Genomic DNA, 14,495 nt, shown 5'->3' with positions numbered 1-14,495 from the left:
TCAAGTTGAGATACCAGGACAGGCACATCGCCTACCACCTTACCAGCAACCTAACGATGTGTCCTCCGGGCCTGACCGACCTGCTGCTGCGACACAGGTTCACGGTGATGTGTGATATCGACGGGCCGCCGGAGATCCACAATCGCTGTCGGCCCTATCTTAAAGGTAGGCCGTCGCATGCGCGGACGGCGGCCACCATCGCCCGGCTGGTCGACGCCGGAGTACCGGTCGCGTTGCGTGCGACTGTCACCTCGATCAATGAGGATCGCATCTTCGATATCGCCGCCCATCATAAGGAGCTCGGAGCCAACACCTCGGCGTTCGTGCCGGTGTCTCCGGTCAATTCTGATCGACAATTCCTGCCGCGCGGCCTCCTGCCCGACCCCGACCAGCTCGCGGGCCGGTTGGCGGAGGTCTATCGCAGCGGGTTGTGGGACAAGCGAGCGTTGTTCCCGTTCAACGAGTATCTGTTGAAACTGCGTCCGGGCGCCCATCAAATTACTGCCTGTGCGGCGCCTTCCGGCACGACCCCGGTCGTTCGAACGAACGGCGACGTCTACTTCTGCATCTATCTCGTCGGCCAGGAGAAGTACCGGTTCGGCGCGTTGGGGGCCGAGTGGGACTCCCGATCGATGGACGCGGCAACGGCCGCCTTGCACGTCGATAACGTGGAAGGCTGCCGTGCGTGCCCCTGGCGCTATGCCTGCGGCGGCGGCTGCCCGGTCCTCAACCAAGTGCAATTCGACGCCGCCGAGAAGAATGCCGGGGCGCTGGAGTACGGCCGGAAACTCAATTGCGATTTCACCAAGGCGATCCTGACGGAGCTGCTTTGGGACATCGCGGACGAGGCGAAGACCGGTACGCCCAGTGATACCCGCGAGGGCTGTCCATCTTTGCCCGAGCCGGCCCGTGTCTGCTGAATCGCCGTGGACCCGATTTCGATGCTCCAGGTAGCCAACGATCTAATCGCTCTGGAATGAGGCAACGACGAATTGCTCCTGGTCAACTGTTTCGAAATGCGCCCCTCTGCATAGGCCGCGGCCGGGAGCGGATCAAGCGAGTGTTGGCCGTAGGGCAAGTGGCACGGCTATAGCTTTGTAGCGCCGGCGGATGGAACCGAAACCGCAGGCCCGAGAGCGCGTTGCCGACAAGAACTGACGCCAAGCGAGCGGGACGGTCACGCCGCCCGTTTGCCCGACCGGATTGTCAGCAGCCCGAGCGCTGGCTCTCGCCAGCAGCCACCGCAATGTCTCGGCTCGCCGTGACCGAGACGAGACGCGCCGTGTACCAGCGATGGTCACATTCGACGACGGCTTGATAGTCGCCGATCGTCACTGTCGCGTCGCCTTCTGCGGAGAGGAGCGTCTTCGCTAGAAGTTTTCGGGCAGCTTCCGGGTCGAGCAACATCGTGACCGCTTGCTCGTTATTGGTCAGCACCAGCTCCTTGACGGCGCCGGCTGCGTGCGGAAGCAGCCTCGCTGTAGTGGCGTCGGGCCAGAATGTAACCCTTAGGTGGCGCGGTTTCCGGTCGAAACCCTCCCAGCCGGCCAGAAATCGTCCCGCGATACGGACTGTGCCGCTGAAGCGCACGACCGTTTCTTCGCCACGGGCCGGCGGTGCGAGCTTCAGCGGACTGGGCTTGTCGGCAGTGAACTGGTCCGCTGCCGCGACAGCCGAAGCCGCGAGACAGAGAGCAAGCAAAAACGCTGGTCTGATCTTCTTCATGGGCCGCCTGCTGGTCATGGATCCGCACACATCACTTGGCGAGGTAGCTACGATACACCCAGCTTGTGGCAGGAGCGTTGGCAGGCCGGGCTTCCAGGACCATCGCCCTGTTGCTCTCGCGCATGCGTACGTTCGCTCGCTCGCCGGCCTTGGCCTCGACCGCGCGCCCACTGTCTGCGGCACCGATGAAGCCGGACACCGCTGCGGTCGGCGGCGCCGGGGCGTTGTCGGCGGTACGCTCGCCGATCGCCTCGGTGACGCTGGCGCGCAATAGTTTCGGCCACATTTTCCGGAACAATCCGTTGGATGGATAGACGTTGGCGCTATTTATCGTGCCATTCACCGCGAACACGTAACCGACGATATCATCACTCTGCTCACCCTTTGGCTGCAGGGTCGCGATATATTCAGCCTGCTCGCCGGCGAGATGGCCGTCCTCGAGCGTTAGCTGAAGGCTGGTCCGCGATCGCGGTGCGACGACCGGTGAGCCGAGATTTGCGGACAGCTTCTCTTGGATCTGTGCGACGCTCTTCCAGATCTCCTGTTGGCGCGCGCCAACCGAAGCGTCGCCGCCATCTGGCCGCTTTGCCAACGCGCCGGCGATCGCCAGCTTGGCCATGCGGGACGGCAGCGCTGCGGTCGCGCTTGAGAACGTTCGCGCATCTTCGGCGCCCCGCGCTGACCAGCGGCCACTTTCGACGCAAAACGAGTCGATAGGTATCGCGCCCGAATGAGGCGGTAGCAGCATGCTGACGCTGAGCACGCGATCCTGCTGTCCGCCCTTCACAATATCACCTGACTGGATGAAGATTTCGTCCTCGCCGATGTTCTCGACCTGAAGCTCGTTAACTTGGCCTATCTCGCGCACCGTGATGACCTTCCTGGCCAGAGCCTCCTGCAAGGTGAGCGGAACAGGTCCGCCGCGGGACTTACCATATACAAAGTAGATCGCGAGGTTGCCGTGGATTACTGGATCGGAAAGGCGGTAGCCATCCGGATTGTCTGTCTCGGCGTGGGCTCCACCACATTGCGGCAAGCATAGTGAGAGTAGAATCGCCAGAATCTTCCATTTGCGGGGCATTGGAGGCTCCTTCGTCGTTGGGTCAGGCGAGCCGTTGGCGGGTCGCTGAAGCGTTAGACGGCCAGGCAAGGTTTTTTTGCCGAACTCGCCAAAACAGGCAGGGGGCTTGAAATCTTGCCACGTTTGCCCGTCATTGGGGTCACCGGGCCAGACGGGGGATCTGTGACCACACACGCCGATCCAGAACGAGAGCTTCTTGGGGCCGCACTTCGGGGAGACGCCGGGGCGGCGGCCACGCTTACGCGTGCTTTCGCCGACCTTGTGTGGACCGCTTGCTTGCGCGTCACCCAAGGCCGGGCCGAGACGGAAGCGGCGTTTCGCGACGTCATGGCGGCACTTCGCGCCGAGGGTTTCGCGCGACTGAAGGGCTTTGATGGGCGGGCGCGGGTCCGCGTCTATACCGCGCTCGTCGTGCGCGACCTGTTGTCCGAACGGGTTGTCAAGCTTCTGGCGCTCAACACCGACGCCGGATGGCGAGCCTTTGAGGCGTTCTTTTCCGACGACATGCGGCGCATCATCTTGCGTAATCTACCTGGCAAAGACCACCAGCAAAACCGCGAGGACGCTTACCAGTCCGTCTGCGAGGCGCTGCTAAAGAATGATTTGCAGCGCCTGCGCGCCTACTCGGGCCGTGGCAGCCCGTCGGGCTTCATCCTGCACGTCATCGAGAACCTGGTCATCGATTACGTACGAACCATCTTGCCGCGCCGGCGTCTTCCCGCTGCGGTCCAGCGGCTATCGACGCTCGATCAATCGGTCTTTCGCCTGCTTTACTGGGAGCGGCTCTCGTCCGACCCGCCCGCCCTGCTCGCCCGCTTGCCACGCGCCGAGGCGCCATTCACCGTTACCGACGTCGCAGAGGCCTTAGCCCGCGTGCGAGCTGCGCTTCCGCCCGGTTACTATGCAGAGGGGCACGGCGTGGGCCAGACGATCGACATTTCCGCGGCGGACGAGGGCGTGCTTGCCGGCGGCGCTGAGGACTTTGCGGTGCCGACGCCGGAGGACAAGCTACTCGAGGGGCAGTCGGCTGGCTTGTTGGAGCAGGCGCTGGCGGCCTTACAACAGGCACTCCCTCGGCTCGACCCCACCGAGCGCCTATATCTACAATTTGCGTTGAGCGGTCAGCCGGCACGGGAGATTGCCCGTCTGATCGGCCTCCCGGTCGAGAACGTGCATAAGGTCGCTCAAAAGGTAAAAAAGCAACTGCGCGAAGAAATCGGCGGCGCGGACGCGGTCAAAAAATGGAAGCTGTCCGTCTAACGGATGGTAAGGAGTGTCGGACTTTGGAAAAGAGCGAAATTATCGCCCTGATTGAGGCGCTGTGCGAGCGCCCGCTGGAGGATCATCAAGTCGAGCCCCCTGTGGAACTGCAGGCGTTTTGCCGCGAGGCCGCGAAGGCTCTGTCGCAGGCCGATGCGTCAGGCCGCCGCGGGCCAGGCACTATTGGGGATGTCGACCGCTATACGGCGGCGCTTGCGACACTGCTGTCAGGTTCGGATGCGGAAGCGGCCCACCGGACAGTCGCCGAAGCAACGCTCCGTTCAGCCACGGCCCGCCTGGATGCGGAATCGGCGCTCGCCTTCGTCGACGCCATCGAGCAATCGTCGCAGACCGCGCCCCCTCATCTGGTCGAGGAAATGATTGCCGGTGACCGAACGGCCCGGACGGGTTTGGCGCTACAGGAAGGCGCGGGGATTTCGGCGCTCTGGCCGCGGATCGCCGGCGGCTCCTGGTCGGTGCGGCCCTGGCGGATGGCGGCGGCGTGCGCGGTGGTGCTGGTTGCGGGCGTGGCGTCTTGGTCAGCCTTCTGGCTACAGACCGATCCAACCGTCGGCGGCTCAGCAGTACCGATGGCGAAGACCACTAGCGAGTCGCGCTCCGTTGCCGATGTTCCTGCACCGCCGAGGCCGTCGATAGCAACGACGCAACCCTGCGAGCCGCGCGATCAGGCCAGCGAAGCCCCGAACGCGGAAATCAGCCCACCGGCAGGAGTACCTAAGGCGAACAAATCTGCCGGGACGGATTGCGCCCCCACGCGGGGCCATCAGTTCGCCGACCGTCCTGCCGACGAGAACGAAGCGATTGCCGCGCGCCAGCAAGCCGAGGCGGCGCGACAGGCTGCCAGCGCGCGCGCCAGTAGTAAGGTAGGTGCTACGCAGGCAGACCCCGAGCCGGGGCAGGGACCTGTCCGGGCCGACCGGTCTGGACCGATGTTCGGTAGTCGCCCCGCCGCAACGCTGTCCGCTCCAGCTGCCGCGCGGCCGGCCGCGCCCGCCGGGATGAAATAGGGCTTTGTTTTAAGGGCCGCGATTTTCTGGGAAAAACTTTGCGCAAAAGTTCGACCGCGTCCGTCAAAGTCATTGTCGGGTTGAAACGACCGAATTGTGGGTCGCAAACAACCAATTCGAGGAAAAGATCATGACTTCTAAATCAACCATTTTAATTCTCGCCGCCGCAATATTCGGACTCACCATTTCCGTCGCGCTGGCGCAGTCTGCCGATCAATACAACGGTCCGGGTGATCCGAGGGACAAGGTGGAGAAGTTCGTCGGAAAACGCCCGGCCCCGTGACGGTAACGAACGGGCGCAGCGATAGGATTGCCCCAAGACCATCGCCGAGACCTCTTTCACTCAGCAACCAAGCGAAAATCGGGTATTTTATTTGGAGTGTTCGCCATGATTATCGCGCGCGCCGTCATACCGGCCGTACTTGTCCCCCTGTCATCTCCGCTGTCGGCGGCTCCAGCCCCACAAGCATTTTCGGCCGCCGCGACAGTGACGGCACAGCTTGAGCCGAAGGATTTCAGCACGCGCCGTCCGACCGTCTGCACCGAGCAATATGAGCCGGTGTGTGGACGCATCAATGGCGTCCTCAAAACCTATTCGAACCAATGCTACGCTCGCGCCGAAGGAGCTGACGTGATAGCGCAAGGCTCGTGCACCGGCTCGGTGCTCCCACCCGGTCCGCGATAGTGTGTGCACCGAAAACCTAAATCCGAACGTATTGATGATGAAGTTCGCCGAGTATCGCGTTTAGACTTATGCTTCCGGCCCGCTGAACCGGGCGAGAGACTGGCGCATCTTTGTCCAGCGACCGGTTCTTGGCCATTGCGCATGGTTTCCTTCCGCATACCTCGCTATCTGCGAGCTTTTCCTGAGCCCAGGAGCTACTCTCTCCTGCGGCGATCGGGGCTTCTGGCTTACGCAACGGCTTCTCCTGCCATGCCTCTATCGTCTGGCTTCGAGATCGACCTGATTGATCACGACGGCAAGACGCGCACGATCGCCCCCGAACCAATCCTCAAGTTCCAGATGAACTCGGCTACGCCATCCCCAATGGGGACAGGGCATTTGGAAGGGCGAGTTGGAAACGGGCTGGGAGTCCTTCGATCCGCAACAGCTTGCCCGAGGAAGCCAGCGGTTTGAATCTGGGTTGCGTTCCAACTCAGTTCGACCGGAGCATATCTAATTATGGCGCCCGGTTGCGTAGTACTCTGCGATGGTACGCGTGACGAGGTCATCGACGGATGGCACGTCAGTCACCGCGGACGTAGAATGCCCAGCGCTCCAGATATCGCGCCAACGCACGGGCCGCGCCTCACGTGCGCCGATGTCAATATCCTTGCCGATGTCGATCGCACCGCGTTGCGGCAGGTCGTCGGGATCGAGGCCTGCTGCGGTAATAGAAGGCCGCAACATATTGGTTTGCAGGCCGGTAAAGGCCGTGGTCAGAAGAATGTCATCGGCGCTGCACGCGACCAGCATGTCCTTGTATTTGACATCAGCCAGGCTCTCGCGGGTGGCGATGAACTTGGTGCCCATATAGGCGAGATCGCAGCCGAGCACCTCGGCCGCGCGCAGCGCTTGGCCGTCGCCGATCCCGCCGGCCAGCACTACCGGTCCGTCGAAGAAAGCCCGCACCGCACGGACGAACACGAACGGGTTGAGCCAACCGGTCTGACCGCCGGCGCCGGCGGTTAGCAGCACCAGCCCGTCCGCGCCGGCTTTCACCGCGCGCTTGGCGTGGCGGATGCTGGCGACATCGGCGAACACCAGCGCTCCGATATCATGCAGGGCTCCAAGCACCGGCGCCGGTGACCCCACGCTAGTGATGACGAGCTCGGGCTTGTGGCGCAACAGTACCTCCAGATCCTGCGCAAGCCGCGCGTTGGAGCGATGCACGATCAGGTTCGGGCAGAACGGCGCCGATCGGTTTCCACTTTGGTCGGAATGACGGCGCAACCGGTCTTCGATGTCGCTAAGCCAGGCATCGAGCTGTTCGGCGTTGCGGCAATTCACCGTCGGAAACGACCCGATCACGCCATTGCGGCAGGTGGCCACCACGAGGTCCACGCCAGAGACCATGAACATCGGCGCTGCAATCAGCGGCAGGCTGAGGCGGTCGCGGAAGCGCGCGAGTGGGTCAACGGATTTCAACGTATGGATCTCTGATTCCAATGGCTTTGCCGTTCCACGGTCTGAATTCATTGTGCTAGCGTTGGATAACATTGGCACGATCGAAGGCCCAAACAAAACCAAAGACAAAGCAAACACAAGACCGATTGGAGGAAACATGTCCAATCCGCTCTACGCCTTTCCGACCGTCTGCGGGCAAACGCTGCGGGCGCTGGCGCGTTATCCCTCCCGGGTCGCGTTTAGCTGGCCGGCCGGATCGATCACCTATGCTGGCGCTAGCGAACTGATCGGTCGCATGCAGAGCGTGTTTATGCAACTGGGCTTGAAGCCGGGCGCGCGGTTGGCGTTCCTCACCGCCAACCGCGCCGACACCTGGTGCGCCGGCCAATTGTCGAGGCTTGCGATCACCTGGCTGCATCCGTTAGGCTCGCTCGACGATCAGCTCTTTCAGATCGAGGATTCCGAGGCGCAGATCCTCGTCATTGATGTCGGCACCTTCCTGGCGCGCGGCGGCGAATTGACGGCCCGCGCCAAGGGATTGAGCCACGTCTTCACCCTTGGCCACGCCGAGTATGGCGTCGATCTCCTGGTGGCGGCGGAAATTGCCGGCAGCGCGACCGCCAAAGACCTGGCCGGCCCCGACGATATCGCTACGCTCAATTACACCGGCGGCACCACAGGAAAATCCAAGGGTGCGCTGCGCTATCATCGCGAATATGGCGGCTTCGCCAATGCCATCCTGTCCGACTTCGAAATTCCCGACAACCCCCGCTATCTCACCGTAGCGCCGATCAGCCACGTCGCCGGCACCAAGGTGTTGCCGGCGCTGATGCGCGGCGGCACTGTACACATGCTGAAGGGCTTCGACCCTGAAGCAGTATTCAGGACCATCGAGCGCGAGCGCATCAACTTCACGCTATTTGTGCCGACCATGATCTACGTGCTGCTCGACAGTCCCGCGCTCGACAAGACCGACCTCTCGTCGCTCGAACTCCTGCTTTACGGCGCCTCCGCGATGTCGCCGAGCCGGCTGGTCGAGGGCATTGAGCGGATCGGTCCGGTGTTCTCGCAGCTTTACGGCCAGACCGAGTGCTATCCGGTCTCGGTGCTGCGCAAGGCGGACCATGACCCGAAAACGCCGGAGCTGTTCCTGTCCTGCGGTTTTCCGATCACAGCCTGCGAAGTCAGGATTCTCGACGACAACGACCGGGAGGTTGCGACCGGGGAGGCCGGCGAGATCTGTGTGCGCGCGCCGCATGTCATGGCCAAGTACTGGAAGCGGCCGGAGCAAACAGCGGAAACCCTGAAGAACGGCTGGCTGCATACAGGTGACATAGCGCGGGCAGATGAGCGCGGCTACATGTTCATTCTCGACCGCAAGAAGGACATGATCGTCAGCGGCGGCTTTAATATCTTCCCACGCGAGGTCGAGGATGTGCTGTCTCAGCATCCCGATGTAGCGATGGTCGCCGTTGTCGGCATACCCGACGAAAAATGGGGCGAGGCCGTCACCGCTGTCATCGTGGCGCGCAACGGTACCCATCCGAACGCGGAAGAATTGATCGACCTAGTGAAGAAGTACAAGGGTTCAGCGCATGCACCCAAGCACGTCAAGTTCGTGACCGAGCTCCCAATGACGGGCGTCGGCAAGGTAGACAAGAAGGTGCTGAAGGCCGGTTTCTGGGTCGGACGCGATCGAATGGTTGGATAATGGCATTCGCCATCTTGTCGCTTCTCGATTACGAGGCTTTGAATGGCCCAGCCAAAACAACCGGATCAAAGTCCGAATCCCCCTCACCCCGGATCGCTGACTCGATCCGACCTCTTTCTGGGGATGCGAATGGCCGCTTCGCGCCAACAGCGGCCATTCGATAACTGATAAGGTTTCGCGTGAAACCTTATCAGTCGCGAACTGACTCCATTTGCGACCAAACCTTATCAATTAGCCGACTGTCTCCATTATTAGCCTCAACGGCCGCATTGCGCCAATACCGAGAACCCGACCGACGGTGTCGGTCGTCAACCCGTCGAACGTGGCTAGATCGCCCATGACAGCTTCAGAGACGGCACTTTTCAATCCTTGCTAAACGGATGGAACGGCGTAGCAGGGCTGTTTGCGGACCGGGCGTTATTTGGCGTCGTAACCCGGCCGCGGGATCAGGTTCATGATGCCCCGTGTAAATCCGCCATCGACGACGATCTCGGCGCCGGTGATGTAATCGGCACGATCGCTGGCCAGAAATACGACGGCATTCGCGATGTCTTTCGGCTCGCCGATCCGTCCGCGTGGCACCATGGCGCGGCGCGCCTCGAGGACACCCGGGGTGTCATAGATAGCCTGCGTCATCGGGGTGCGGATCAACCCCGGACAGACGACATTGCTGCGAACGCCACGCGGACCCCACTCCGTCGCTAGTTGCTGGGACAGCATGGCGACGGCCGCCTTGCCCGGGCTATAGGCTCCGCTGTGGTTCTGCGGAAAGTGCGCGGAAACCGAAGCGATGTGGACAATTGCACCGGTTCCCTTTTTCAGCATTTGCGCGCCGAAAGCCTGGGCGCAGCTGAAATAGCCGGTCAGGTTCAGCGCGAGGTTCGCTTGCCAGTCGCTCATTGACAGCGTGTCGAGACTTCCCGCCCGTAAGGCCCCAGCGTTGTTGACTAGAATCGAAGCCGGCCCGAGCGCCTTGAGCGACTCACCCGCGGCCGCTGCAACGCTGTGGTCGTCCGTCACGTCGCATCGAACAAACCGGGCTTGGCCGCCGCGCGACGTAATGTCGTCCACCGTATGCAACGAGCCTTCATCGCGATCCAGGACCGCCACCATCGCACCGGCATCGGCCAGACCAATCGCGATGCCCTGCCCGATGCCCGATCCTCCGCCGGTTACCACAGCCACTTTATCGGTGAGATCGAGCCACGCCATATTGTTTCCCCATTGTTCATGATCCGCAACAAAGGAGGGTCGCGGTCGATTTCAATTGGTTTGTTTTATCGTCTCCTGGACCCGTGCAGGGTTAGGCACGAGTTTCAGGACGCGTGCGCTCCAGCAAACCTTTCGGGCCGACACCGGCTGTGTCCTCGCCGCGGCTTCCATAGCTCGGTTCCTCACCTTCTCCAACTGTCGTTGTCCTGCGCCAACGCCAGGCATCCCGTCAAGGGAATTTGGAATTGGATTCCATTTTTCGGAAAAGCGATTATTGGATTGAATTCCAGTCGTATTAGTTTGATCATGACGTGCTTCGACGGAAACGGGTATGTACAACGCCCTTCAGGGTTAGCTGCTTGATTTTCTGCTCGCTGACGAAGTCTCGGTTTGAAGAACTCCATGCTTCAGTCGATCGATTGATTCCAGAAGATGCTTCCGACACACTCTAAATCTCGCTGACGTTCGTCTTCGTGTCACGTGAGAACTGGAATATAAGATCTCGAGGAGTAACAGGTCATGACTACCTCGCAAGCCCACCCACCCGAAGGGATCGCGGCTCTGGATTACGACGCCATTATCATCGGTGCTGGCATGTCGGGCCTCTACCAACTCTATCGTTTGCGCGAATTGGGACTGAAGGTGCGCGTGCTCGAAGCCGGCACCAATATCGGCGGCACCTGGTACTGGAACCGCTATCCCGGCGCGCGTTTCGACTCGGAAAGTTATTCCTACGGTTACTCGTTTTCGAAGGAATTGCTGGAGGAATGGGATTGGTCGGAGCATTTCGCCGGCCAGCCGGAAACGCTGCGCTATCTCAACTATGTCGCCGACAAATTCGACCTGCGTCGCGATATCCAGTTCAGGAGCCGGGTTACGGCGGCACGTTACGACGAGAATACACCGAGCTGGGACATCGCGCTGGAGGATGGCAGCCGCTTCCGCACCCGCTTCCTGGTCACCGCGATCGGCCCGCTGTCCACACCGACGCTGCCCCGCATCGAGGGGCGCGACAGTTTTTGCGGCGAGTCCTTCCACACCGCGCGCTGGCCACCTGAGCCGGTCGATTTCGCCGGCAAGCGCGTCGCCGTGATCGGCACCGGCGCTACCGGCGTGCAGACCATCCAGACTATCGCAAGCTCAGTCGGGCATCTCACGGTGTTCCAGCGCACGCCGAATTGGTGCGCGCCGCTGCACAACGGTAAGATCGATGCCGAGACCCAGAAAAGGATCAAGGCCGGCTATCCCGAGATGTTCGCCCGCTGCCAGGAGACCTTTGCCTGCTTCCTGCACACGCCGGACCCGCGCGGCGCGTTCGAGGCTCCGACGAAGAGCGCGAGGCATTCTACGAAAAACTCTACGGCGAGCGTGGCTTCGGCATCTGGCAGGGCAATTTCCGCGATATCCTGATCGACCGCAAGGCGAATGCGACAATCAGCGATTTCGTCGCCCGAAAAATCCGCCAGCGGGTCAAGAACGCCAAGGTGGCGGAAAAAACTGATTCCGAAGAATCACGGCTTTGGCACAAGGCGGCTGCCGCTCGAGACGTACTATTATGAGGTCTACAACCGGGACAATGTCGAGCTGGTGGATATCACGGAGACGCCGATCGAGCGGATCACGCCCGAGGGCATCAAGACCAGCGCGAAAGAATATCAATTCGACATCATCATCTATGCCACCGGGTTCGATGCCATCACCGGCAGTTTCGACAAGATCGATTTCCGCGGCGCCGGCGGCGCAGAGTTGAAGGACAAATGGAGGAACGGGCCGCAAACCTATCTCGGCATTATGGTCCACGAATTCCCCAATATGATGATGCTGATGGGTCCCCACACCGCGCTCGGAAATATTCCGCGCAGCATCGAATACAGCGTCGATTGGGTCACCGGACTCGTGCGCTTTGCGCGGGACAACCATCTGACCCGGCTGGAAGCGACCGCGGCCGGTGTGGAGTCATGGACCGATCACGTCAAGGCGCTAGGCGTCGGGCTGTTGTCCAACGAAGTCAACTCATGGATGACCGGGATCAACTCCAACGTCGAAGGCAAGCAGACCCGCATCATCGCCCGCTACAGCGGCAGCGCGCCGGCCTATAGGGCGCGATGCGACGAGGTGGCGGCGAAGCGCTATAACGAGCTTGCGTTAGCATAGGTAGTTATTTGTTTGCGTCGAACCCCTGCGCCGACCTTCCACGGCGCCGCCACAGCCGCGTTCTCACACAGCAGCGGACCTTCTTGCACCGACGATTGCGGTCACAGGGCACTCGCCTCCTTTGTAGACAGCACGAATGGTAGTGAATAAAGTGCCGAAGTGCGGTTTTTACCGGTCGATCGCCGTCTGTGAATTTCGTGCCGACAAGCCGTGAGAACCACGCGCCAATCATTTAGCGCCCGACGAGGTCCGATCCGATGATCGCCGTTTTGTTCAGCGAGAGGAGCCGTGCTGCCTATGCCATCGAGGCACACGCACGCAAGGAAACTTATACTTTCACCGATGCCTGGGACATGCCGCGCACTTGGCTCAAGAACGAATACGCCTATCTCGCGCCCAACGCCGCGCGCCTGCTGCTTTCCCGCTGCAATCTCAAGCACCAGTTGGTCGAGGAGGCCGCACTAACGGAGGAGAAGCTGGCGGCACTACGTGCGCTGCTGATCCCTAATGCCGGTCATCTGAGGGCACAGACCATCGCACGCATCGAGCGCTGGCTCGCGGGGGAGGACCGCCGTCTGATCGTGACCGGCAAGACCAACCTGCCGCCACATCTGCTGGGCCTCAAATCGTACTCCCCCGCCGCGGTCAAGGGCTTCACGGGCTGGCGCTGGCTGCCCGGCTCGCCTTTCGCCAACGACGATTGGGAAAAGCTCTATGTCAGCAGCTTCCGTAACTTCACAGTGCAGAAGGTGGAACCGACCGCCGGCAGCCGTGTGCTCGCCAACCTCGTCGAGCTGACCGGCGATCTGGAAAACGCTTCGACGGCTACCGTGGCAGAACTCGGACCGGGCATCGTCGTCACCGACAGGACGGTCTTCGTCGCCAACCAGGTCTTCGAGTTGATCGGCGGAATGATGCAGGCCCACCTCAATGTCGAGCCCGTCCGGCATTTCACCAACGCGGTGCATTGGGGTGACACGTTGCTCTTCTTCTTGCGGCGGCTGATGCTCGATCTCGGGCTGGACGGCTTGTGGCAGACGCGGCTGCGCTCGTTTGGTGCCTATGACGGCGTGCTGTCGTTCCGCCACGACGTCCACGGCATGCGGGACTACAACTTCCTCGACTACCAGATCCAGAACCTGATTCCCGCCAGCTACGACATCGAGGACCCGTCCTTCTCGACCAACATCGACTATTCGATGGCGCGCGACTGGGTCGCACGCACCACGCAGCACAGCTTCATCGAACCGGCGCTGCACAACGACAGCTCGATCGGCAATCCGCCGACGGCGATCTTCGGCAAGGGACTGTTCGACCTCGTCTCCAGCGCCAAGAAGACGCTTGGAATCACCATCTGCACCTGCGGCCGGCATTCGGGCGGCCACATGCATCCCGAGACGCTCGATGCGATGGACTATCTTTACGCGCACGACACCCAGGTCCTGGGCATGTGCACCTTCTGCTTTTATCACATGATCGAATACGGCGTACGTAATCCCGACGTCGTCGCTTATACCGGCGATGGCGACAAGCATCTCACCTACATCACAGACGTGCGGCGCACGATCGCGACGCCGGGTGTCTGGTTTCCGTTCCATCCCGTCATCACGACCGACAAGGAATGGAAGCCGTTGCGCGGCTGGGACCGCACGCACGAATACGACACCAACTACGAATTGGTGGAGACGGTGTTCGGCGGTCACGGCTCCAGGCGGCACGGCGTCGACGACCGGCTGGAGAACGGCGTCTACAGCTTCCAGTACCATCCCGAGCTGGCGCGCGATCCGTCGGTCAACGAGGGCCGCGGCACGTTCGACTATGTGCGCTACTGCATCAACCTCGCCGAGCGCAAGCACTACTGGATTGCGACGCAGGCCGAGCTCTACCAGCGCATGGCCGACTACGAGAACCTGAAGCTCGACATCCGCGACGGCGGCCGCACAGTCACGATCTCGAACCCGACCGGCCGGCGTATTGTCGCGATGGTGATCGAGCAGCGCCTGGCGTTCGGCAGCGTCTGGCACGGCGAGGAGGAACTCATCCATGTTGCGCACGGCGGCTTCGTCACCATCCCGCCGCTCGCGCCTGGTGCTGCGATCACGCTGCAGTTCAAGGAAGAGGAGATAGAGGAGCTGCTGCTGCGGCATCCGAGCAACAAGGGCCTGGTGATCCTCGACGCGCGCCGCGACCCGCGCA

The 14,495-nt window shown here is 61.6% G+C and carries 13 protein-coding genes; 9 read left to right on the top strand and 4 right to left on the bottom strand.

Annotated features, from left to right (window positions below; all coding sequences use genetic code 11):
* A partial coding sequence (locus E7813_RS16505) for an SPASM domain-containing protein (RefSeq protein WP_291575611.1) occupies positions 1–920 on the top strand: 920 nt, incomplete at its 5' end.
* 286 nt (positions 921–1,206) lie between these two features.
* Here E7813_RS16505 and E7813_RS16500 read toward each other — a convergent pair.
* Together E7813_RS16500 and E7813_RS16495 are read right to left on the bottom strand one after the other, a co-directional pair.
* On the bottom strand, positions 1,207–1,725 hold the full coding sequence (locus E7813_RS16500) for a hypothetical protein (RefSeq protein WP_291575609.1): 519 nt from the start codon (positions 1,723–1,725) through the stop codon (positions 1,207–1,209).
* A gap of 31 nt (positions 1,726–1,756) precedes the next feature.
* Entirely contained in the window at positions 1,757–2,806 is a 1,050-nt protein-coding gene (locus E7813_RS16495) for a DUF6569 family protein (RefSeq protein ID WP_291575607.1), read from the bottom strand.
* Positions 2,807–3,082: 276 nt separating this feature from the next.
* Between E7813_RS16495 and E7813_RS16490 the strand changes: the two genes are divergently transcribed.
* From E7813_RS16490 to E7813_RS26185, 4 genes are all read left to right on the top strand, one after another.
* Positions 3,083–4,066 carry a sigma-70 family RNA polymerase sigma factor gene (locus E7813_RS16490; RefSeq protein ID WP_291575606.1) on the top strand — a complete coding sequence of 328 codons (984 nt, stop codon included), beginning with the start codon at positions 3,083–3,085 and terminating at the stop codon, positions 4,064–4,066.
* A 23-nt stretch (positions 4,067–4,089) separates the two neighbouring features.
* Positions 4,090–5,094, top strand: a complete 1,005-nt coding sequence (locus tag E7813_RS16485) for a hypothetical protein (protein ID WP_291575605.1) — start codon at positions 4,090–4,092, stop codon at positions 5,092–5,094.
* 130 nt (positions 5,095–5,224) lie between these two features.
* The gene (locus E7813_RS16480) at positions 5,225–5,377 is read left to right on the top strand and encodes a hypothetical protein (RefSeq protein ID WP_291575604.1); all 153 of its coding nucleotides are present in this window, start codon (positions 5,225–5,227) and stop codon (positions 5,375–5,377) included.
* A gap of 105 nt (positions 5,378–5,482) precedes the next feature.
* Positions 5,483–5,779 (top strand): Kazal-type serine protease inhibitor, encoded by a 297-nt coding sequence (locus E7813_RS26185; RefSeq protein ID WP_363331183.1) that lies wholly within the window; start codon positions 5,483–5,485, stop codon positions 5,777–5,779.
* Positions 5,780–6,271: 492 nt separating this feature from the next.
* Here E7813_RS26185 and E7813_RS16475 read toward each other — a convergent pair whose 3' ends face one another.
* Entirely contained in the window at positions 6,272–7,252 is a 981-nt protein-coding gene (locus E7813_RS16475) for a nitronate monooxygenase (RefSeq protein WP_291575613.1), read from the bottom strand.
* Positions 7,253–7,379: 127 nt separating this feature from the next.
* Here E7813_RS16475 and E7813_RS16470 point away from each other — a divergent pair, with 127 nt between their 5' ends.
* Positions 7,380–8,933 (top strand): AMP-binding protein, encoded by a 1,554-nt coding sequence (locus E7813_RS16470; protein ID WP_291575603.1) that lies wholly within the window; start codon positions 7,380–7,382, stop codon positions 8,931–8,933.
* A gap of 417 nt (positions 8,934–9,350) precedes the next feature.
* Here E7813_RS16470 and E7813_RS16465 read toward each other — a convergent pair whose 3' ends face one another.
* Positions 9,351–10,145, bottom strand: a complete 795-nt coding sequence (locus tag E7813_RS16465; protein WP_291575602.1) for an SDR family oxidoreductase — start codon at positions 10,143–10,145, stop codon at positions 9,351–9,353.
* A gap of 519 nt (positions 10,146–10,664) precedes the next feature.
* Here E7813_RS16465 and E7813_RS16460 point away from each other — a divergent pair.
* The 3 genes from E7813_RS16460 to E7813_RS16450 all read left to right on the top strand — a co-directional run.
* Positions 10,665–11,555 carry an NAD(P)/FAD-dependent oxidoreductase gene (locus tag E7813_RS16460; RefSeq protein ID WP_291575601.1) on the top strand — a complete coding sequence of 297 codons (891 nt, stop codon included), beginning with the start codon at positions 10,665–10,667 and terminating at the stop codon, positions 11,553–11,555.
* Between the two features lie 15 nt (positions 11,556–11,570).
* The gene (locus tag E7813_RS16455) at positions 11,571–12,299 is read left to right on the top strand and encodes a hypothetical protein (protein ID WP_291575599.1); all 729 of its coding nucleotides are present in this window, start codon (positions 11,571–11,573) and stop codon (positions 12,297–12,299) included.
* 257 nt (positions 12,300–12,556) lie between these two features.
* A partial coding sequence (locus E7813_RS16450; RefSeq protein ID WP_291575597.1) for a hypothetical protein occupies positions 12,557–14,495 on the top strand: 1,939 nt, incomplete at its 3' end.

Origin of the sequence: Bradyrhizobium sp., from assembly GCF_004799405.1 — a bacterium.
In the GTDB taxonomy this organism is placed as follows: Bacteria; Pseudomonadota; Alphaproteobacteria; order Rhizobiales; family Xanthobacteraceae; genus Bradyrhizobium.
Note: the sequence above shows the minus strand (reverse complement) of the source record. Positions and strands in the feature narration are given on the sequence as shown.